Source organism: Maribacter ulvicola (assembly GCF_900155985.1).
In the GTDB taxonomy this organism is placed as follows: domain Bacteria; phylum Bacteroidota; class Bacteroidia; order Flavobacteriales; family Flavobacteriaceae; genus Maribacter; species Maribacter ulvicola.
Map to the genome: position 1 here is coordinate 191,414 of NZ_FTMA01000003.1, position 23,847 is coordinate 215,260.

General features: G+C 37.1%; 12 protein-coding genes and 1 tRNA gene. 4 read left to right on the top strand and 9 right to left on the bottom strand.

Annotated features, from left to right (window positions below):
* Positions 1 to 698: 698 nt before the first annotated feature.
* Positions 699 to 7,283, bottom strand: a complete 6,585-nt coding sequence (locus BW936_RS11545; protein ID WP_159439018.1) for a PKD domain-containing protein — start codon at positions 7,281 to 7,283, stop codon at positions 699 to 701.
* Between the two features lie 217 nt (positions 7,284 to 7,500).
* On the opposite strand from BW936_RS11545, the gene BW936_RS19640 reads away from it, so the two are divergent.
* The 4 genes from BW936_RS19640 (at position 7,501) to BW936_RS11560 (ending at position 13,666) form a co-directional block, all read left to right on the top strand.
* Positions 7,501 to 7,590 (top strand) — tRNA-OTHER (locus tag BW936_RS19640).
* 167 nt (positions 7,591 to 7,757) lie between these two features.
* A complete protein-coding gene (locus BW936_RS11550; RefSeq protein WP_076548555.1) occupies positions 7,758 to 9,299 on the top strand; it encodes an FAD/NAD(P)-binding protein in 1,542 nt (513 codons plus the stop codon).
* Between the two features lie 96 nt (positions 9,300 to 9,395).
* Positions 9,396 to 12,992, top strand: coding sequence for a PQQ-dependent sugar dehydrogenase (locus BW936_RS11555; RefSeq protein WP_076548556.1), 3,597 nt, complete (start codon positions 9,396 to 9,398; stop codon positions 12,990 to 12,992).
* The gene (locus BW936_RS11560) at positions 12,989 to 13,666 is read left to right on the top strand and encodes a hypothetical protein (RefSeq protein WP_143744133.1); all 678 of its coding nucleotides are present in this window, start codon (positions 12,989 to 12,991) and stop codon (positions 13,664 to 13,666) included. Before BW936_RS11555 ends, BW936_RS11560 begins: the two co-directional genes overlap by 4 nt.
* A gap of 627 nt (positions 13,667 to 14,293) precedes the next feature.
* On the opposite strand, the gene BW936_RS11565 is transcribed toward BW936_RS11560, so the two are convergent.
* The 8 genes from BW936_RS11565 to BW936_RS11600 all read right to left on the bottom strand — a co-directional run bounded on the left by BW936_RS11565 (position 14,294) and on the right by BW936_RS11600 (position 23,802).
* Complete coding sequence (locus tag BW936_RS11565; RefSeq protein ID WP_076548558.1) at positions 14,294 to 15,475, bottom strand: OmpA family protein; 1,182 nt, start codon at positions 15,473 to 15,475, stop codon at positions 14,294 to 14,296.
* A gap of 120 nt (positions 15,476 to 15,595) precedes the next feature.
* The gene (locus BW936_RS11570) at positions 15,596 to 16,072 is read right to left on the bottom strand and encodes a hypothetical protein (RefSeq protein WP_076548559.1); all 477 of its coding nucleotides are present in this window, start codon (positions 16,070 to 16,072) and stop codon (positions 15,596 to 15,598) included.
* Complete coding sequence (gene bshA / locus BW936_RS11575) at positions 16,035 to 17,174, bottom strand: N-acetyl-alpha-D-glucosaminyl L-malate synthase BshA (RefSeq protein WP_076548560.1); 1,140 nt, start codon at positions 17,172 to 17,174, stop codon at positions 16,035 to 16,037. The genes BW936_RS11570 and bshA overlap by 38 nt, the downstream gene beginning before the upstream one ends.
* Positions 17,175 to 17,193: 19 nt before the next feature.
* Positions 17,194 to 20,103: a serine hydrolase domain-containing protein gene (locus BW936_RS11580; RefSeq protein WP_076548561.1), complete on the bottom strand. Its 2,910-nt coding sequence runs from the start codon at positions 20,101 to 20,103 to the stop codon at positions 17,194 to 17,196.
* Between the two features lie 93 nt (positions 20,104 to 20,196).
* Entirely contained in the window at positions 20,197 to 20,679 is a 483-nt protein-coding gene (locus BW936_RS11585) for an ABC transporter ATPase (protein WP_076548562.1), read from the bottom strand.
* A 16-nt stretch (positions 20,680 to 20,695) separates the two neighbouring features.
* Positions 20,696 to 21,487, bottom strand: coding sequence for a (Fe-S)-binding protein (locus BW936_RS11590; RefSeq protein ID WP_076548563.1), 792 nt, complete (start codon positions 21,485 to 21,487; stop codon positions 20,696 to 20,698).
* Between the two features lie 8 nt (positions 21,488 to 21,495).
* Positions 21,496 to 22,821 carry a 4Fe-4S dicluster domain-containing protein gene (locus BW936_RS11595; RefSeq protein ID WP_076548564.1) on the bottom strand — a complete coding sequence of 442 codons (1,326 nt, stop codon included), beginning with the start codon at positions 22,819 to 22,821 and terminating at the stop codon, positions 21,496 to 21,498.
* 15 nt (positions 22,822 to 22,836) lie between these two features.
* On the bottom strand, positions 22,837 to 23,802 hold the full coding sequence (locus tag BW936_RS11600) for an MlaD family protein (protein ID WP_076548565.1): 966 nt from the start codon (positions 23,800 to 23,802) through the stop codon (positions 22,837 to 22,839).
* Between the last annotated feature and the right edge of the window lie 45 nt (positions 23,803 to 23,847).

The window sequence follows — 23,847 nt, forward strand, 5'->3', positions numbered from 1 at the left end:
GAACACCTCCTTCTTAATGGGTACAAAGCGGTATGTAAGCTTATTAAAAAACGCTAACGCACTTTAGTAAGTTACCATACAAATACTAACTTAATTGTAGAAGTAGCATTCTACAAGGAGCCAATATATTGATGTGCTTAAGAAATTTAAGGTTTAAATATATGTAAACGCCAATATAGGAGTCCGTTGTTTTATTATACCAGAACGCAGAATACCAACAAGATTAAAAAAATACATCTAGTCCTGTCTAAAACAGTTCTTGATCCGTTTAAAACCATTGATAATGAGCTCTGTTCTCACAAACACTAAAGAAAACGGAATACTACTAAAAATTTGTAATTAGATCAAAGAGCAAAACCACACTTGTAATATTATATTACATATACCGCGTATGATTACACTAGAATACTAAAACCCTCTTCTATCTCATTTAAATTAGTGAAAGAACTATTTCAATAAATATGAAGAATTACGTACGCCACACTTTTTCCCTTCTATATAAAAGGCGTATAAATACTGTTTTTTGATTGCTATACTATTGTAAATGAAGATTTAAACATCATACAAATACCATTTAAAACATAATCTGATAAAAATTAAAAGGGCTGAACAATGAAACCATCGTTCAGCCCTTTTTAATAAGATAAAGTATGTAATAGTACGTCTATATATTCATCTAATTCTCCCTACTCATAGACCTACTGAATTATTAGTCGTTTAGAAACGGGTTCATTATTGTTGAACATTAAGGTAACAACATAAACTCCATTTCTATAAGAGAAAGTAGGTATACTTAGTTTACCATCTTGTAAGACCTCTGTAACCATGAATTGTCTAATTAACCTACCTGCACTATCATGCATCATAACCCCTATGATTTCATCCACATTAAAATTCTCCTTCATATTAACCTCAACATAATCAGTTGAAGGGTTAGGAGCTAAATTAAAATCAAAAGAAGGCTGTTCCAAAACTATATTTTCTTCTGTAACAGTAATGGTTATGGTCGTCGAATTTGTTAAACCATCGGCATCCGTTACCGTTAAGACTACATCATACGTGTCTATGTCCGTAAAGGTATGCACCGGATTTGCATCTGAAGATACCGTTCCATCATTAAAATCCCATGCGTATGCCACAATACCTACATCATCGGTAGACTGGTCTCCCGTAAAACTGACTTCTAAAGGCGCCTCGCCTTCTTCAATATCCGAAGTTGCTACCGCTATTGGGGCTGCATTTACAGGGTTAACAGTAATGGTTATGGTCGTCGAATTTGTTAAACCATCGGCATCCGTTACCGTTAAAACTACATCATAAGTGTCTATGTCCGTAAAGGTATGCACCGGATTTGCATCTGAAGATACCGTTCCATCATTAAAATCCCATGCGTATGACACAATACCTACATCATCAGTAGACTGGTCTCCCGTAAAACTGACTTCTAAAGGCGCCTCGCCTACCTCAATATCTGAGGTTGCTACCGCTATTGGTGCTGTATTTACAGGGTTAACAGTAATGCTTATGGTCGTCGAATTTGTTAAACCTCCAGCATCAGTTACCGTTAATACTACGTCATATGTGTCTATGTCCGTAAAGGTATGAACCGGATTTGCATCTGAAGATAACGTTCCATCATTAAAATCCCATGCGTATGAAACAACACCTACATCATCGGTAGACTGGTCTCCCGTAAAGTTGACTACTAGAGGTGACTCGCCTACCTCTATATCTGCAGTTGCTACCGCTACTGGTACTGCATTTACAGGATTAACAGTAATGGTTATGGTCGTAGAATCTGTTAAACCATTGGCATCCGTTACCGTCAAGTCTACATCATAGGTACCTATGCCAGTAAAGGTATGAACCGGATTTGCATCTGAAGAGACCGTTCCGTCCTTAAAATCCCATGCGTATGACACAATACCTATATCATCGGTAGACTGGTCTCCCGTAAAGTTGACTACTAGAGGACCCACGCCTACCTCAATATCTGCTGTTGCTACCGCTACCGGTGCTCCATTTACAGGGTTAACAGTAATGGTTATGGTCGTAAAATCTGTTAAACCATTGGCATCCGTTACCGTCAGCACTACATCATACGTGTCTATGTCCGTAAAGGTATGGACGGGATTTGCATCTGAAGATACCGTTCCATCATTAAAATCCCATGAATATGAAACAACACCTACATCATCGGTAGACTGATCTCCCGTAAAGTTAACTTCTAGAGGACCCACGCCTACCTCAATATCTGCAGTTGCTACCGCTACCGGTGCTCCATTTACAGCGTTAACAGTAATGCTTATGGTCGTCGAATTTGTTAATCCTCCAGCATCTGTTACCGTCAGCACTACATCATAGGTACCTATGCCAGTAAAGGTATGAACCGGATTTGGCTCTGAAGAGACTGTACCATCCTTAAAATCCCAAGAGTATGCCACAACACCTGAATCATCGTCAGATTGGTCTCCCGTAAAAGTGACTTCTAGAGGCCCCTCGCCTACCTCAATATCTGCAGTTGCTACCGCTACCGGTGCTCCATTTACAATAATTTCTATTTCGTCGCTCTGGTCTTGAAAACCATCTCCATCAGTTACGGTCAGACTAACATAATAAGTACCTCCCTCTGGAAAAATATAGTTTGGATCCTCATCAGTAGCAGTATCACCGTTGCCAAAGTCCCAAAGGTATGCTACAATATCATTTTTGTCATCTGTAGATGTATTCCCTGTAAACTGAATTTCTAAAGGTGCATCTCCTGAATTAATATCTGCAGAAGCAATAGCTACTGGAGGGAAACCGGTAGGCAAAAATTGCCATTTAAAGAAATCCGTATCTCCATTTACATCAGCAATCAGGTTTCCATCAGGTTCTACGGTCAAATAATTCCCGGTAGAAAGCGCACTTATTATTGAATAAGACCCATCACCTAACCCAACAATTTCAAAATGCTGAGCTATATTGGTAGCACCATCAATGGCAATATAGGACCAAATATTAGTTCCGGGATCAGGACTACCACCTTGATTGTCCAAATATAAATCTCTACCTGTTGCATCTTGTTGGGTTAGTTTTATACTATATAAGCCGTTTCCTTCAACAACCAACTCAAAATGCTGATACTCTGAAGCATTATAAGTATCGGTTAGCATATTTACCTGCCAAGATACATCTCCTGCATCTGGCATAATATTTTTTTGATTACCCACATTACGTATCTGATAAATTCCTGGTAAAGGAGCACTATTGGCGCCTTCATCATTATCATAATTTAGACCAGACACGCTATTCCCTAAGCCAGAACTATATAAAGGGTCATTAAAAGGTGCAGCCACTACAGCCTCTATGGTAAAATCTTGAATACCATCAATAGCGTCATCATTATCTCCTGTTACGGTAACAATTTGTGGAACATTCCACGTTGCATCCGTAAAAACAAGTTGGTTTTTATCTAAACTTACTTCACCAACCCCCTCTATAATTTGTAAATCAATAGTAACAGTAGCCGTAGGTTGTGTTTTTAGCTCAACCGTAAAGGTATCAGATAAACCATCTTCACTTGTAATTAGAAGATCTTGACTAACTGCAATACCCGTATTACCTAATGCAGTAATATCTTCAAAACGCCATTTATATTTATCGCTGCCATTATCCACATCTACCAACATGTTTCCGGTATCATCAATACCCAAATAATAGCCGGCCAGTTCGCTTATGATATGGTAATTACCATCACCTGCGTCTTGAATGGACCATAGTTGTGGATCAGAGCCATTAAATGTATATTGCCATACATTGGTACCTGCATTTTCATTGGCCAATTCAACATCCATAACCTTACCGCTATGTACCGCCTCTATGGAGTACACGCCATTATCACGATAGACCAGTTCAAACTGTTGATGATCATTACCCTGATATAATCCTTGGGCAATATTTACACCATTGGCCGTACCGCCATTGACCACTTCTGATGATAAGCCGCTCTCCACATTTACTATTCTATAGTTACCTGGCGCCGGTGGAGCTCCTACCCCACCATCATTATCTTCATTATAGCCTGCTAAATTTTCAATAAAGCCAGCATAAGCAATATCACTACGTGTATTATCTACCGCTATTTCTATATCATAAAATTGAACTCCGTCAACATCAGTATCATCTAAACCTGTTACCGTTACTATTTGTGGTGTTTGCCAATTGGTGGAAGTAAAAGTAAGTTCTGTTTCTGAAAGAGAAACTTCATCTATAACATCTACTTCTAAAAGTATAACCACATCTGTAGCAGGTGCAGATTTTAAGGCAATACTAAAGTCATCTGTGGTACCATCTTCAGTAGTTATCATTTGCTCACCTTGTACCGTTATGCCTATATCAAAGGGTGCACTGGTGGGTAAAAATTTCCATCTATATATATCGCTACCATCATCTTCGCCTACGATCACATTACCGTTTGGCTCAACACTTAAAAAGTTACCGGTAGACCTTGATATAATAAAAAAGGTGTCATCACCTGCATCAACAATTTCCCATTGCTGTGGTGCAGAGCCATTATCCTCCCATTGCCATACGTTTACATTATAACCATCACCAAAACCGGCAACATCCATGTATCTATTGCTACTAACTGCTTTAAACCTGTAGAAACCTGCTTCACCTGCACCTTCAAATGCCCAATGCTGCGTGTCTAACCCTTCATAGCCGCCTTCTTGTACATTAACACCTGTTTCATTACTATTTTCAGCCAGTTGTAATGTGGCATTTGTTTCAAAATTTACTAATCTATACGTATCTAAATCAGGCGTAGGGGCTATTGGTGCCATAGCGTTGATCCATTCTTCAATTAGGTCTACCCCTTTTTGATCTACTATAGTTTTGGCCAAAGGAGGCATCATAACTTCATCAGTACTTTCGGCTCTATGAAAAAGCTGTGAATTGTCTGCTTGACTAGGTATTAACACACGTTGTTGGCCATCAAAACCCGGTATGGTATTACCAACTGCAGTTAGCAGTCCTGTTTGAGCCAATGTATTCATTAAACGAAGATCAAATTGTGCTCCATTACCTGTAGCCGGTTGGTGGCAATAGGCGCAATTATTATCTAGATAAGAACGTGCCTGTTGATCAATCGTACCATTTGGGTCACCAATAGCAATATGAGTCAAATATCCTTGAGTATCCGTATCAGCAATAGTCTCATCTAAAATTCCCAAAGCACTTAAAGTAACCAGTTGGTTAGCGACAGTCCCCCCTTTTTCTGCATAGTCAATTTCCTTATTCAAATTTCGAGTACGAGGTCCTAAAGTACCTCCTAAAGCTGGGCTATGACACTGAATACACTGTGCGTTAGACGGGTATAACCAATTTACGGTCTCTGGAACTCCATTACGGACAACATCAATAGTTGCATTATCACCAGTTGCCATATCCACTAATACGGCATCGGTTTCATTCTCGTTCCATTTATAGGTCAGGAAATAAAATTCTCCATTCTCCGCTTTTATCGAAAAACGAGTCTCTATTTTACGTGTGGCAGGATTAGGTGTATCGTCAAGTGGGAAATCAAAATGTTTAACGATTACAGAACCTACCGGAAAGTTCCACACGCCATTCTCTGACCATTCTATTTTTTCGGCAGCTGTATCATGCGTGCCATCATTGGGAACAGCTAACCATCTTCTTTTAAGAGCGCCATCAGACCAAAAAGATTCAACCATGTCATAAGGAATAAAACCTTGGTTAACGCTCAGTTCCGTTATATCCGAAAAATCACCATCACCATCCACTACAAACACGCCTGTATCTGAAAGTAAATCTGGAATATCTTCGGTATCCGTACTCGCTTTTAATTTAAAAATACCGCTATCACCTCCTGCTCCTAAGGTCAACATGTACAGTTCTCCACTACTATCCTGCCCAAAAGAAATTACTTGACCTGGACCTACCCCCAAGCTTTCTTTGGAACCATCTTGCGTATTTATAGCAAATAATTGATTAGTTCCATGATCTGCCGCAATATATCTATCCTTATATTGATTAATAGAACCATGATATACATACCCGCCAATAATAGAAAGAGCTTCTGTCCTTACAAAATCTGTCAAAGGACCTTCATGAAGACCTCCATTATATAAAGTAACGGCGCACCCCGGATTATATGGAGCATTACCCTCCCAAAGTGGCCAACCATAATTTTGACCTGCGGTGGTAGCAACATTACGTAGAACATTAATTTCTTCATGTCTATTCTCACCTACCTCGCCAATATAGAGGTCACCATTGGCCGAATCCATGGTTAAACGGTGCGGGCTTCTATGCCCTATGGTATAGTATTCCTCAAAAACCGTTCCTGCCGGATCGTTAAAAGGATTGTTATTAGGAATGAAGTAATAATTTCCGGATTTTTCGAATCCTTCAGTAGCTAAAAAACCTGGATTCCCCGGATTCGTATTCCCTACACCAGGGTCCTGTAATAACCTTCTTGGGGCATGACTGGTGGACCCACCAATCATATCTACATCTAAACGCAGCACACCGCCATCTAAATTATTAGCAATATCCTGAGCTGAAGAATAACTAGCTTGATCGCCGGTAGTAAGGTACAAGTAACCGTCTTGTCCAAACGTCATACCACCACCACGGTGGGTAGTATTGTACAATTCGCGCTGTATCATAGTTTCACGACTACCTGCAACAAAGGCCATGGTAGTGGGATCTACCCTAAAACGTTCTAACATAAGATAATTACCACTAAAATTTTCTCTACCACATGTAAAACCTTGATCCGCACCAAGCAAGTTATTGGCCGCATTGGTAGTGTAATACACGAAGATTAAATTTTTATCTGGATCAACACCAAAAGCAGGATGTATGGCCAAGCCCAAAAACCCCCCATCCCAAACGGCAGCTTCATTACGGTCACCTACTTCAGCAGACCAATCTACTATCAGATTTTCTTGAGCAGCCGTATTACTATCATCTATCCAAAAAATTTCACCATTTAATTGGCCAACAATAATTTTATTGTCGTTAGGTACAGGATTAAAGGTAATTGGAGAGTCAAACTGCAAGTTAGGAAACGCCTCTTCATAAGCCGGTGTGCCAACCCCTGCTATAATGAAATCAGTGTTCACCTCAACATCAAAAGGTTCAGGTGTGGTAAGACCCGGTCCTAAAAACATGGGACCAAAGCTCATTGCTATTAAAACAAAACCCGTTATGCCCATTACTAAGGCAGATTTCTTTATAGTATTTAAGTTCAGTGGGTAATTTTTTTTCATCTTTAACATTTTATAACAGAACATGTCTAATTCCACTCACAAAAAAAGACCAATAAACCTAAGTGACAGATTAATATCGTTCAAATTCATATATATACGTTTAATTTACTTGTACGAAAATACCCTCATCATTAAGTGTAAAAAGTATGCTTTATACCATAAAAAAGTAGTCCTATACAATATAATGTAATGATGTACGTTAACAAAAAAGCATAAAGGAGGAATGGCAGAGTGGTCTAATGCAAATAACAATGCATTTTGTTATTAAGGTTAACGCCTTCGAGGGTTCGAATCCCTTCTTCCTCCGCTAAAAAAAGCCCGTTAAACGGGCTTTTTTTTATCTTTACATCTTCATGAGGCTACACAAAATAAAAGGCACATGAACGAACAAATAAATGAGTTCAACTAATTTAAAACGTCCACTGCCCTTTTTAATATTAATTTTGTCAACCTTACTTTAAAAGTATTACTAAAATGTCAATCAAAATAGCGTTTATTGGTGCTGGTATAGCAACAAGTTATACATTAATCCCGTTTTTGGATAATTTTGAAAAAGAGAAAAATGGTACTACCATTGAGCTTACCATAATAGATAAAAGCACTGATTTTTTTAAAGGCATGCCTTATGGAGATCGTTCCGGTAAATCTGTATTGCTTATACAAGATTTAAAGAATTTCATTACAGAACCCCATAGAACTCATTTTAAAAATTGGTTAGACCATAATATCAATGAATTGACAAAGCAATTCATTGAAAGTGGAGGAGATTATGCCGCTAAATGGGTAGAAATCAACAAACCACGCTATAGTGAAGGACATTGGGATGATTTATATATACCAAGATTCTTTTTTGGAAAATATATAAAGCAAGAAGTAGCGTCCCGTATTAAAAGGCTGAGTAACATAAATAGATTACACGTAACTTATATACAAAAAGAAGTACTTAGCGTAAGTAAAAAAAGAACTGATTTTAAAATTACCCTGGAAGACGATTCCGAAATCATTTCTGAAAAAGTTATTCTTGCAATTGGTTCCCTACCCTATAAAAAACTACACAAGCCAAACTTAGAAGACAACCACGCTTCTCTGTACATTAAAGAGCCTTATGGCTTAGGTATGGAGCAAAACATGGAAAAGATCGCTAGTTTCTTACATGCTAGAAAAGAACTAGGTTTACCTACAAAAATTGCCGTATTAGGGGCAAATGCCAGCGGCCTAGAGATGATTTATAAAATCTGCGATAAATTTCCGCTTACCGAATACGATACCACATTTAAGACATTGTCTTCTCACGGCATTATGCCCGACGGCTTTTTTGATGAGGAAAAAGCAAAAAAATTCAAAGCTGTCCACCTACAGGCTTTAGAAAATGAACCATTATTAATGGCTAATCAGATTGCCGAGGCAGCACATAAAGATATTGATGAAGCGGAAAAATTAAATATAGGTGCCGCTACCACGGTACGTATTATTTCTAAGGGTTTTGGCAGTTTACTACCTAAGTTAAGCCATGATGAGCTTTTAAACTTTGCTTGTTTTCACGGCAATCAAATAGGCAGAAGGCAACGATGTGCCGGTCAACATTACCTGTCAGTTGTAGATGAACTTTCAAGTCTAAAGAGATTCAACCATATTAAGGGTAGATTTAAGGACCTTACTAATGATGAAAACGGTTTATCTCTCCTATACACCGGTAAAAATTTAACTGAAACTGAAGATTTTTCCGAAAGTTTTAATATTGTAATTAATTGCCTTGGCAGTGTTGACTTATCTTCTGAAGATTTATCTCCATTTTTGAAAAATCTTATCAGTGATGGTTTATGTGAACCAAACCCATCAAAAATTGGTTTTAAAATAGATGAGAACATGCAAGCTTCTGAAAACCTATACCTTGCAGGCCCCTTGTTAGCAGGCAATCAGATCAATGATAAAATATTTTGGCATTTAGAACATTGTGCTAGAATTATTTGGTCAAGTTCTGTTTTATCCCAAAAAATATTAAAGAATATAAATTAATGTTGGAAAATATTTTTTTTAGACTCCTTTTTATTTTTTTTCAAATTAAAAAAAATTATAAAGTAAGCTTATATTTGACGCCGTAAATATAGCTTCATGTTTCCCACCAAACCGATTAACTTTTTTTTATTCTTAACGCTACAGTTAACATTTTCATCTATATTATGCCAGACTTCTTATAAAGAAGCTTTCCCAAATCTATCATTTAATTTCCCGGTAGAAATACAAAATAGCGCTGACAACAGTGATAGGATTTTTGTAGTAGAGCAACCTGGCTTAATAAAGGTTTTTCCCAATAAAGAGAATGTTACCGTTCAAGAACAAAAAACATTCTTAGATATTTCCTCTACAGTGGCATATAGTTCTGGGCAGGAAATAGGTCTTTTAGGTTTAGCTTTTCATCCAAATTATGAGTCTAACGGTTATATATTCATCTACTACATAGATAAGCCCAGCACTTATAGAATTAACCTAGCCCGTTATAAAGTGGATAGTTCCAATCCTAATTTGATTGACTCTTCTTCTAAGACCATTATTGCCCAATTCACAAAAAACCAGTCAGACTCTAACCACAACGGTGGTAAAATTGCATTTGGTCCAGATGGTTATCTGTACATCTCAGTAGGTGATGGTGGCGGTGGTGGAGATCCAAAAGGTAATGGTCAAAATTTAAATACCGTTTTTGGAAGTTTACTAAGGATCGATGTTGATTTAGATGGCAACAACCCCCTTGAAACAAACCCTGAATTGCCAAATGGCAAATACGAAATACCTTCTGACAACCCTAGGGTAGGCCAAACAGGATTAGATGAACTTTATGCCTGGGGTATACGTAATACATGGAAATTCTCTTTTGACCCTACAGGTACACTTTGGGGATCAGACGTAGGACAAAATTCGTATGAAGAGATCAATATTATCACCAAAGGCGGTAATTATGGCTGGAACAAATTTGAGGCAAATACAGAACCTAGTTACGGTAACGGCACATCACTTTCTACTACACCTGATATTAAACCAATATTCTTTTACGACCACAGCGCATCTGACGTTTCAATTACAGGTGGTTATACCTACAGAGGGTCGTTAACCAATAATAGTTTAAAAAATAAATATATATACGGTGATTATGTATCTGGTCGTGTGTGGGCTCTAGAATACGATGCCACTAATGGTTCAACATCAAACGAATTACTTTTTAAAACCAACGGAGCGTTTATTTCTTCTTTTGGAGAAGATGAAGATGGTGAACTATATTTCTCGGATTATGGATCTAACGCCAAATTATTTAAATTGACTGAAACCATATCCGGTCCGGTGGCCACACCGGTAGATGGTATTGGGGAATGGAAACCACTAGCATCAGGTACCAACGGTATTGTTGAAGCTATTGCTACATCTACAAGTGGTGAAAGTTATATAGCGGGTTCGTTTTCCACTGCAGGTGGTATTAGCGTATCAGCTTTAGCAACATTAAGCACCACCAATGAATGGGGATTCTTGGGCAGTGACATTGAAGGCAGCATATTAACTACTGCCGTTGCCCCTGACGGAACACTATACATTGGTGGCGAATTTACAGCAATTGCCGGTATACAAGCTAATAATATCGCCAAATGGAATGGTAGTGCTTGGTCAGCATTAAGCTCAGGCACCAACGGACCCATCACTACTATGCAAGTAAATGAGAATGGCGCATTGTTCATAGGAGGCATATTTACGACAGCAGGTGGATTGAATGCTAATAATATAGCTAAATGGGAAAATAACTCCTGGAACTTACTCACAGATAGTGCCACCAATATTTCTGGAACGAACAATGACGTACGCTCCATACACATAGATGAAGATAAGGTCTATATAGGTGGAAATTTTGATACCGCAGGCGGAATAGCCACCGCAAGAATTGCCCGTTGGGACGGTTCTAACTGGTCGGCATTGGGTACAGGAACAAGCGGCTATGTGCAAGCCATAAATTCTGCAGGTGAATATTTATACGTGGGAGGGAATTTTGCTTTAGCAGGAGACAAAACGGTGAATAGAATAGCACGATACCACAAAAAAAACAACACCTGGGAAGCTTTGGGCACTGGGGTAAGTGGAAATGTAAATGCTATTACAAGTGCCGGCTCTTATATCTATGTTGGTGGTACATTTGACACCGCCAGTGATAATGGTACTATAGATAAAATTGTGAAAAATATAGCTCGGTGGAGTTCACAAGAAGGTTGGGAAGCATTAGGCTCAGGTACCAACGTAGGTGTAAACACCCGCGTTAATACGTTACAATTTATTAAAAATGGCACGGAGCTTTTGGTTGGTGGTAACTTTAGTTCGGCAGGAAACATAAGTGCGAACAACATTGCAGTATGGGGAGCGGTACTTTGCACAGATGAGAGCGTGGTACCCCATTATGCTATTAACGGCACTTGGGAAAGTGGCAATAGCGATCTAACCATAACAGAAGGAGACGATATCACCTTAAGTGTTTTACCTAATAATATCTCTTTTACCATCACGCTGCCAGATGGCTCCATTGTTGCCAATGACTATGTCATAGAAAACATTGACTCTTCAAAATCCGGAACTTATATTTTCACCACATCAGAAGGTTGTACAAATACCCTCTCCTTAACGGTATCCACTACTGCTAATGATGAGGATGACGATAACGATGGCATATTGAATGTAAACGACATTTGTCCTAATACTGTTAATGGAGCAACCGTAAATGAAAACGGATGTTCTAGCGATCAATTAAACAATAAGGAAGACGATGATAACGATGGCGTAATCAATGCAAACGACAACTGCCCAAATACTGCCAATGGAGCAACCGTAGATGAAAACGGATGTTCTAGCGATCAATTAAAAAATAATGGAGATAACGATAACGATGGCGTTTTAAATGAAAACGATGACTGCCCTAATACTGCCAATGGAGCAACTGTGGACGAAAACGGATGCAGTATAACATCATACCCCGCAAATCAATTTAAAATAACTTCAACCGGTGCTTCTTGTATCAATTCAGCCAACGGATCTATTTTGATAGAATCCATCACTAACGAAGAATTTACGGCGACTATTAATGGTGTGGACAGTAATAGTACCATTGTCTTTAGTGAAACGCTAAGTATTACCAATTTAGAAAAGGGAACATACACACTATGCCTTACTTCTATAGGTGAAAAATATTACCAAAGTTGTTCTACAATTGTTATTACCGAACCTTTGCCTTTGAACGTACTATTGGATTTAGACCCTGAAACCAACAGTGTTAATTTAAAAATGAGTGGTGCAGAAGAATATACCATACAAGTAAACGCTAAAAGTTTTAAAACTAAAAAAGAACTGATCAACATACCGTTATTAGACGAAACTAATACCATAAGCGTAAGTACCAATCAACTTTGTCAAGGTACCTATGAAGAGATCATATATTTAAAAAACACTCCTATAATTTATCCTAACCCCGTTGGTAATCATTTGTCCATAGATTTAAAATCTCTTACGATAGATAAGTTGGAAATAGCTATTTTTACAGAATCAGGATTGTTAGTGCATTCTGACAATTATAAAGTTGAGCAATCCATCATTGAAATTAATACCAGCCTATTAAGTTCTGGGGTTTATTTTTTAAGATTAAAGGGCGATAGCTTAAACAAATCCTTCAAACTTTTAAAACAGTGAAAAAAAGCGGATTTCTAGTTGTATTGATGATTATCATACAGTCTTGTGGTGTAGATTCCGATGTTTTGGAATATGCCAAGGATCAAATTAATATTGCCTTGATTTTTCCTGAAAACGATTCTAATTGTACCGAAGGCGTCATTGTTTCAGATACACAAAGCGAACTAGTTTTTGAATGGGAAGATCAAAATGACAATAGCCCGTACACCGTTCATTTAACCAACCTCTTAAGCGCTCAAACAGCTGTAATACCAAGTGACGATACCACAGTTGCCATTACACTAGAGCGTGGTGTAGCCTATTCATGGTATGTTACCGGAAAAACCAATAACAACAGCAAAGTTTGGAATTTTTACAATGAAGGACCAGGATCACAGTCTACAGTTCCCTATCCTGCAACAGCCATCTCTCCTGTAAGTGGAGCTGCTATATCCCAAACAAGTACAACCGTAAACCTAATTTGGAAATCTGAAGATCCTGACCTGGACATCGTTTCTCATGACCTATATTTTGGAGAAATAGAAAACCCTGAAATTTTTGTGTCCGGTATTAGTGCTTCTAGACATAACGATATTCCTGTAATAGCCGGCAAAACCTATTTTTGGAAAATTGTTACCAAAGATAGCGTTGGGAACGAATCTACGTCTGAGGTATTTACGTTTTCTGTTGGATAAGTTTAAATACCTTGTTACAAATTCTAATTCTCATTAGAAAATAGATAACCTTGAAGGCAAGCCCCTATATAGTCTTTAAAATAAGTACTGACAACCGGTTAAAAACTACCCTTAATATCCCTCAATTTTTCCTAGCTTTCTTCTACTCAAGAGCGACTTCCTTTTCATTATGATGTTTACCCCACAGCAGAAACAAAATAATTTCCCTTTATAACAACAGCTCTCCTAAAGGCTCTATGAATACTAGATGCTTCTATGATGATCTTCTTTGAGCGTATTGGGCTTTTTTGTACTTGCCAATGAATTGTACCATAAGAAGAAACACGTTGAAAAAAATGGATATAACTCCTTTCTAAACTAATTTCCAGATACTTAATTTCATCATTATTTGTATTAGGTACACAGGTACGACTTAAAATACCATTAACTTTTAAACTCTAAGCAAACCATGTGACTCACCCAAAAGACATGTTATAGCCAATCATAACTATAGTTGACAGTGCGTGCGCTCCAGCTTATTGTGTTTTCTTGTGTGTGCGTAACCATGGAGGCTCACCTCCTACAAAATAAAAACACCCTTTGGCAATTAGATGTACCAAAGGGTGTATTTATAAGATATATAGAATATTAGAATTCTAGGATAACGAATTCTGAACGTCTATTAATAGCATGCTTTTCTTCTGGACAATAGGTATTGTCATCACACTCATTTAATAATTTATTTTCGCCATACGCTTCTGTTGTCAACTTATCTGCAGGAACACCTTTAGATAATAAATAATCTCTTGTGTTATCTACCCTTCGTTGAGACAACCAATCGTTATACTTAGAAGCACCCCTAGAATCTGTATGCGAGGTAATCTTCAATTTCAATGTAGGAATCTCTTCAAACATCAACATTAAAGAATTCATTATTTTCTTGGAATTTGAATTTATAACCGATGAATTTAAAGCAAAATAAACATTACCTAAATTTTCAATTCTTGCTTTAATTTCAGCTTTTTTCTTGTTTAACGCATCTATTCTTGCTTTTTCTTTAGCAGCTAAAGCGTCTGCTTCTTTTTGCTTCTTCAACCTTTCTGCCAACAATGCCTCATCTTTTAAACGGTTAACCTCGTTAATAGAATCTCTTTGACGTTGTTTTTCTTTTTCTATAGCAGCCAACAATTCTTGTTTTTCCTCGCCACGTTTAGAAAGCCCCTTTTCAATCCCGAATTGATATACGACTCCGGCAGAATGCTGAAGATGATTTGAAGCTCCTTCACTTTGGCTCATAGCCCATTTTCCTGTAGAACTAAAATCTAAGCCCCATCTATCAGAAAACCAAGTTCTAAAACCTACTACTGCATTATATGTTCCCCTTCCTTTATTGTTTGCATCCGTATAACCAGCTCCAACACCTACATAAGGATCAAACCAGCCAGTTTCTCCAATTATTTTATTAATATCATAGGTAATTCTACCATCAATACCAAAGTAGCTAATATTTTCAGGGATAACTTCCGAGTCAATAATTTTGCCTTCTTTATATTCATTGTAAGTACCTATGGCCTCTATACCTAAACCACTTTTAAAATTCCTACCAATACTTACTCTAGAAGGAAATGGAACAATATTCCATTCATCGCCGAAATTAACAAGTCCGTCAAAAACATTACCGGAATCATCAACGGCATTAAAACCGACACCAACTATCCATGAGCTTTGAACAATACTATCTTTTGCCGTAATCTGAAGTTCATCTTGGGCAAAAATGACAGATGAAGCCATGAACATAAATAAAAAACTAAATATTTTAGCTGTTCTCATAAAAAAATAATTTGGGTTATAAAGTGTAAATTTAATAGTAGACGAAATAGTTAACAAATAATTACTTTGTATAGCAATTAAAATCGATGGTTAGTTGAATGCCAAATATTTATCGACTAATTACTTTTCTTTTTTCAAATTTTTAGTGCTAAATGGTAGCTTGTATACACTAAAAGGACTGACCACGAGCTTATCTTTATCTTTAGTAGCTTTTGTTTTAAACTTGTATACTTCTAAAAAATCATCTTTCTCTCTCAACGTTATATGAGCATAGTCTAAAGCAGTGCTATCACCACACCATATAAAAACCATAGTAGAGTTAAAATCTATTGAAGGCATTACCAAACCAGGTTTTCTAGTTCTATTTACCCTCCCATAGAAAGCACTTAGTTCTTTCTGATTTTTAATAAGAATATACTTCTCGTGTTCAAAACCGCTATAATTTTCGTTTAAAATTAGCTCCATAGCTATTTCACGGGAATCTTTTAAATTACCTTGCGCTATGCTTTTACAAGAATTGAGCTGTACTATGGCAACTAAACATATAGAAATGAAATAATTAGGCATTTTTAAACCTTCCGTTATAAGCTCTTTCATATACTTCCTCATAAAGTGGCACTACTTTCTGAATATCAAAACGCTGCGCTTCTTTTAATGCATTAAGCTTAAAGCGCTCAAGGTCGCTATCATTCTTTAAAATGGCAATAGCATTAGCCGCCATATCATCAACATCACCAACGTTACTTAAAAATCCGCTGACACCATTCGTATTCACTTCTGGTATACCGCCGGCATTACTAGAAATAACAGGGACTTTGTTTATCATTGCTTCTAAAGCCGCTAAGCCAAAACTTTCTGTTTGTGAAGGCAAAAGAAATAAATCTGAAAAGCATAAAATTTTATCTATCTCATTACTATTCCCTAAGAATATGACTTTATCCGCTATTCCCAATTCCTCGCACAGGCGTTCTGCTCCTTCTTTCTCGGGTCCTTCACCTACCATTATAAGTTTAGAAGGAATCTCTAATTGTACCTTGCTAAAAATTTTAATAACATCTGGGATGCGCTTAACCTTTCTAAAATTACTAATATGCGTTACAATTCGCTCTTGTTCGGTTGCCATATTGGATCTTTGACAATCCGTAAAAGAAGTACTGTACTTTTTAGCATCTATAAAATTAGGAATCACCTCAATATCCCCGTGAATATCAAAAGTATCTAACGTACCCTGTTTTAAGCTTTCAGAAACAGAGGTTACTACATCTGATTGATTGATACTAAAGGTTACTGCCGGCTTATAAAATGGATGCTTACCTACTAAAGTTATATCTGTACCATGCAGGGTAGTAATCATAGGTACGTAAATACCTTCTTCTTCTAACATTTTCTTTGCCATATACCCTGCATAAGCATGTGGTATGGCATAATGTACATGTAAAAGGTCAATTTTATGCAGTTTTATAGTATCTACGAGCTTACTAGATAACGCAAGCTCATAAGGCTGGTAATGAAAAAGAGGATATTCTGGCACATGAACTTCATGAAAGAATATCTTATTACTCAACAACTCTAAACGAACCGGTTGTTTATAGGTAATAAAATGAATCTCATGACCTCTATTGGCCAATGCAATTCCTAATTCTGTTGCTACAACACCACTACCTCCAAAGGTAGGGTAACATACTATTGCTATTTTCATTACGTCAAAATTACCTTTTTTAATTCAGAATTGAATCGTATATGACTTGTTGAATTCTAGTTCTTAACCCAGATTTAACTAAAAGTGTGTTAGATGCAGAGGGGTATGTTCTGTTGGATAAAAATACGTAGACAATTTCTTCTTCTGGATCGGCCCATGTGTAGGTACCTGTAAACCCACTATGACCAAAACTTTTTCTTGATACACAACCACAGGTAGGACCACTATGTTGTAATTGGGGCTTATCAAACCCAACGCCCCTACGCACGTTATCCTTACAAAAATAACACGTATTAAATTTTTTGACCGTTCTTGAATCAAAAAATTTAGTACCTCCATAATAACCGTTTTGTAAATACATCTGCATGATCTTAGCTATATCGTTGGCATTACTGAACAGCCCGGCATGCCCACCAACACCTGCTTGCATTGCCGCTCCCATATCGTGAACATACCCTTGTACGGTACCGTATCTGTAATAATCATCTTCCTCAGATGGCACAATAATATCTTTATTGAACTTCTCTAATGGATTATATGTGGTACGGTTTGCACCTATTCTATTATAAAGAAATCTACTGGCCAAGCCATCTAATCTTTGATCATAGCTATCTTCAATAACCTTTTTCATGACATAATAAGGAACATCACTATATCGGTATCGGTTCGATTTTAAATCTTGTCTACCAATTCTATTATAAATAGAGTCTTTATAAGCATCGGTCAAATATAAGTTATCGTACACTTTAGTTGAGAAACCAGGCAAAGGTGAATTTCTATAAAACTCATTAGATGGTTTTCTATCTTCATCTAATGTTCTTATGTAAAAAGGAATCCAAGCGGGCAAACGTCCGTAATGGGATAGTGCTTTTAAAACCGTTACGTTTTTAATTTCCGTATTAGAATAATTGGGCACTAACTCTTCAAATGTATTATTAAGTCCTATTCTACCTTCTTCCTCCATCTTCATCACCATTGGTAGCGTAGCCAAAATTTTTGTCAACGAAGCCAAATCATAAATATAGTCATTGGTAATTTTTTCCTCAGAACCATAGGTTGGCCTACCAAAACCTTTTTGATAAATAACTTTCCCTTTTCTAGCCACTAGCACTTGAGCTCCTGGAAACATTAAACTATCAAGTCCATTGCCCACCAACTCATCTATTTTTTTTAGTCCCTTAGAACTCATACCCACACGTTCTGGTATACTATAGCCCAATCTATTGAGAGCTTCCACCTCTACACCTGTATGTACAGGAAAATCCTCATGTGCACTAACCGGCAACTTTCCTGATGCACCTACAGCACCAAATAAAATTTCAGCTGTTTTCTCTTGTGCAATATCGCTATTCTGATATGACATAACCACAGCATCTATACTATCAAAATTGGAAACATCTGATAATGCATAGGGTTTAGCAAAGACGCAGAGTACAAGGTTTGATGTTCTTTCATTGGCAATTTCTTGCAGCCAGTTCCGTTCTTTAGTTGAAAATTTGTAAGATTTCCAAGGGCTTTGATTACTCATATGATGCCCTACGATAACCAAATTATACTCCTTTAATCTTACTTTCAACGTTTTAATATCAGCTGCATGAACCACAGTGACATCTGCATATTTCTTTAAACTACGCACAAATGCATCATTGTTAGAGTTTCCCATTTTCACATAGGCAATCTTCTTATTCTCCAAGTTTTTAATAGAAAGGAGATTTAATTTATTCTTTACAACGGTAATGGCATTTTCAATAGCCTGCTCATAAATAATATCATCTTCAAGACCATTTAAATCTTCATATAAATTTTCTAAACGAATTGGCTTATAGCTATGTAAACCTGCTTTATATTTTGCCATTAAAATTTTCTTGACAGAATATGCCAATCGTTCTTCTGACAGTTTACCACTATCATAAGCATTGGCTAATTTTTCTTTTGCATCGACAATATTTTCAGGCATTAGCAACATATCGTTCCCTGCCATAAACGCAGCCAATTCTACGCTACCGTCTTTCCCTGTAGTTGACACCCCTTTCATATTAAGTGCATCGGTAAATATGAGTCCCTCATATCCCAATTCTTCTTTTAAAATACCAGTTATGATCTGTTCAGATAAGGAAGAGGGCATTCCTTTTTTCATCTCTAACGCAGGTACTTCTAGGTGAGCTACCATAATACTGCTTAAACCAGAACTTATTAATTTTTTAAAAGGATATAATTCCAAACTATCCAACCGGTTTTTTGAAAATGGAATCACTGGTAAGTTGTGATGAGAATCAACTTCAGTATCCCCGTGGCCAGGAAAGTGTTTTCCATTTGCTAGAACACCCGCACGTTCCATTCCTATTGCAAATGCAGTACCTTTTGAAACTACATTATCTCTATCTTCCCCAAATGATCGATTTCCAATAATAGGGTTTTTAGGATTTGTATTGATATCTAAATCAGGAGCGAAATTTATGTGTACCCCCAATCTTTTTGCATGCTTACCTATTTGATATCCAATTTTTTCCACAATGGAATTATCCTGTATAGCACCTAGTGTCATATTCCACGGAAAAGCATAGGTAGAATCTAAGCGCATAGAAAGCCCCCATTCCGCATCCATACCAATTAATAATGGAATTTTAGAAGCAGCTTGATAGTCATTGGTAAGTTTTGCTTGCCGTACAGGACCTCCCTTAGAGAAGATAATACCACCCAAGCTTTCTTGAGCAATCAGTTTCTTTATGCCATCTGTAGACTGTTTACTTTGATTAGATGCTACACTCACCATAAATAGCTGACCTAATTTCTGGTCCAAACTCATTTGAGCATACTGATCATCTACCCATCTCTGTTGATGGGTACTGTCTTTAGTTACCAAAGGATTTTGAGCTAATAAAGTTGAATAGCAAAATATCCCACAGATAACAATAAAAATATGGCGCATAAAAAATAGGTATTGAGATAATTATTACGAATTGAAATTATTGCATTTCATCGATAAAACCCAATAAAATCTAATACTTAAGAAGAAATTATGTTAAAGAAAACGAGCATGCCAACTTTCTGAAGCTGGTACTTCCCAATGTTCTAGGTACTCCCCTTTATTGGTAACCAGGTTGTTAAATACAATTGTTTTTTTTGAAATGGCTTTTTGCTTCGCCATTGTTTTAAAATCAATTAAGCTTTTATAAGCAACAAACTCTCCTTGCTTGTAAGAAACATTCATCTTATCTAGAAGTAGCACATCATATTTCTTTTCTAAAGCTTGTATAAATCGTACCGATGCGTCAATGGAACAACCGGTAGCACCCTGGGTAGTTTGATCAAGGGCGATAACAATAAATCTTTTATACTTTATTTCATAACCTGCATTTAGGTCGTTACCATGTGCGGTCCATGAAGTTAAAAATGCATTTAAATCTGTACCTATTTCTGCCATTTCCTTTTCAGAAAATGAACGGTTACATTGGTATATCCAAACTCTTGAAGTCTCTGGTAATGTATTAAATTCTACTAACAAATTTCAATTCTTTAAATTATAAATCCTCTGCAGCCGCAATCATTTCTGCGATATCCATTACTGCAACATCATCTTCCTTTTCTTTATTCTTTACCCCATCGGTCATCATAGTATTACAAAATGGGCAGCCGGCCGCTATAATTTCCGGTTTGGTTTCTAAGGCCTGTTCTGTACGCTCTATGTTTACATCTTTATCCCCCTTTTCAGGTTCCTTAAACATTTGTGCACCACCCGCACCACAACAAAGCCCTCTTTGTTTACAGCTTTTCATTTCAACAAGTTCTGCATCTAATTTTCTAATTAAATCCCTTGGGGCTTCATATACACCGTTTGCCCTACCCAAATAACAGGGATCATGAAAGGTAATACGCTTCCCCTTAAAAGTGCCGCCCTCCATGGAAATTCTTCCTTCAGATAGCAAATCTTTTAAAAACTGAGTATGGTGCACCACCTCGTAGTTACCTCCTAAACCAGGATATTCGTTTTTAATGGTATTAAAGCAATGAGGGCAAGCAGTTACTATTTTCTTTATTTCATAAGCATTGAGCACCTCTATATTGGTTACGGCCTGCATTTGAAACAAAAACTCGTTACCAGCACGTTTTGCAGGGTCACCGGTACAACTTTCTTCTGTACCAAGTACGGCAAAAGAGACCTTAGCTTTATTTAAAATCTTAACAAAAGCCTTCGTTATTTTTTTTGCCCTATCATCAAAACTACCGGCACAACCTACCCAAAATAAAACTTCAGGCACAGTCCCTGACGCATAAAATTCTGCCATTGTAGGCACTTTTAATTCACTTGCCATATCTATCTTTAAGATTCTTTACTCCAATTTAAACGGTCCATTTGGTTAAATGGCCACGGTGCTCCATTATTTTCAATATTACCCATCATGTTATTCAAATCTGTAGGAGCTGCAGACTGTTCCATTACCAAATATTGTCTCATATCCATAATAATGGAAAGAGGATCAATACTAATTGGGCAAGCCTCAACACAAGCATTACAGGAAGTACACGCCCATAATTCTTCTGGAGTAATATAATCGTTTAATAATTGCTTACCATCCTCTTTAAACTCACCATTATTAGCATCTATATTCTTACCCACTTCTTCTAAACGGTCACGAGTATCCATCATAATCTTACGAGGCGATAATTTTTTTCCGGTCTGATTTGCAGGGCATTCGCTCGTACACCGTCCACATTCTGTACACGTATAAGCATTTAGTAATTGTACCCAACTTAGATCTTGCACGTCTGATGCACCAAACTTATCCGGAACGGTAGCATCTTCCGCAGGTTCCGCATAAGGATCGGCATCTGGATCCATCATCATTTTAACTTCATCAGTAACTGATTGCAAATTTTTAAACTGCCCTTTTGGTGTCAACTTGCCATAATAAGTATTTGGGAATGCCAATAAAATATGCAGATGTTTTGAGTAGTAAAGGTAATTAAGGAAAAACAAAATTCCAGCAATATGCAACCACCAAGCTGATCTTTCCAATAGCACTAAACTAGCAATGGACATACCCTCAAGCATAGGAGCGAACATACTACTAATAGGAAATGCACCTGCTGCAGCGTAGTGATCTGCACCTAGTTGTTGCAACTGATAATCTGCACCGTTCATTGTTAAGAAAAGTACCATCAATACAAGTTCTATATAAAGAATCATGTTACCATCATTCTTTGGCCAACCTTTCATTTCCGGTTTAAAAAATCGTTTTAATTTAATTACGTTTCTTCTAGCCCAAAATATAACCACTGCAACGATAACCAATAACGCAAGCACTTCAAAAGAGCCTATTAAGAAATCATATACAGGTCCTAATACGGCAAACATTCTATGCGTACCAAATATACCATCTAAAATAATTTCCAGAACCTCAATATTGATGATCACAAAACCAACATACACAATAATATGCAAAGCTCCTGCAATGGGACGAACCACCATTTTGGACTGCCCTAGGGCAATCATTGCCATGTTTTTCCAACGTTGTGTTTTATTGTCTATTAACGAAGCCTCTTTGCCTAAGAAAATATTTCTTTTCAACCTTGAAACATTTTTTACAAAAAAACCAATACCTACAAAAAGCAGGATTATAAAAATAACATTGGGTAGATATTGCATATATATAAATCTTCTTTACTTATCCATAACATTATTTGCCGGATCATTTTCCGGTAGTTCGTACTCTTTCTGCTTTTTACCAAAAACAGATACATTAACATACCTTTTAGGGTTTAAACGAAAATCTTGCAATAGCAAATCTAACTCACGTGACGCACTAGTTAAATTTCCGTACAACTCCTTATCGTTCATTAGTAGTCCCAATGACCCATCTCCATTTTCAATTTTTTGTGTTACGTTATCCAAACTAGCCATGGTAGATTCTAAACTAGCTAAAGTTCTACCTAGTCCGGCAGAATTTAAGGAATCTGAAAGTTTTGCAAAATTAGCAGTTAGCTGTTCAAAATTATCAAAAGAACTATTCAACTTGCCTTTATTGGTATCCAGAACAGAATTTAATTGAGTTGCACTACCATTAAGACTGGTTATCAAAGCATTTAGCCCCCCAATCACTTCTTTCAAGTCTTTTTTCGTTTTTTCGTCCAAAACAGAATTCACATTCACTAAAACGGAGTCTGCTCCAGATATGGCAGACTCAACTTTACGCACTAGCGGAGTTAGTTTTTGCTGTGCCAAATCTGTTATACCCGGTCTGGTTTCTGTAGGCAATGTGTCGCCAGATTGTGCCAGGGCCTCATCAAATATCGGTTTAATTTGTAGCCCTTTACCGCCAATTATACCTGTATCGTACAACTCAACGGTACTATTCTTAGAAAATTTAAATTCATTGCCAACGGTAAACGTCACCAATAAATTTCCTTTCTCATCTAAGAATCTGATATCATTGACCTTACCAACACTAAATCCGTTTATAGAAACATTGGTGCCTGACTGCAATCCGCCTACATTAGGGTATACAGCGAAAAATGTTTTACTATTATCAAAAATGGGAGTTGACTTCAAATAACTAAACCCCATGATGAACAGCAATATGCCACCAATAACGATAATTCCTGTTTTTAATTCTCTAGATAGTTTCAAGCAATTAAGTTTTTATTATACTCAAAATTATGAATAATATTTACA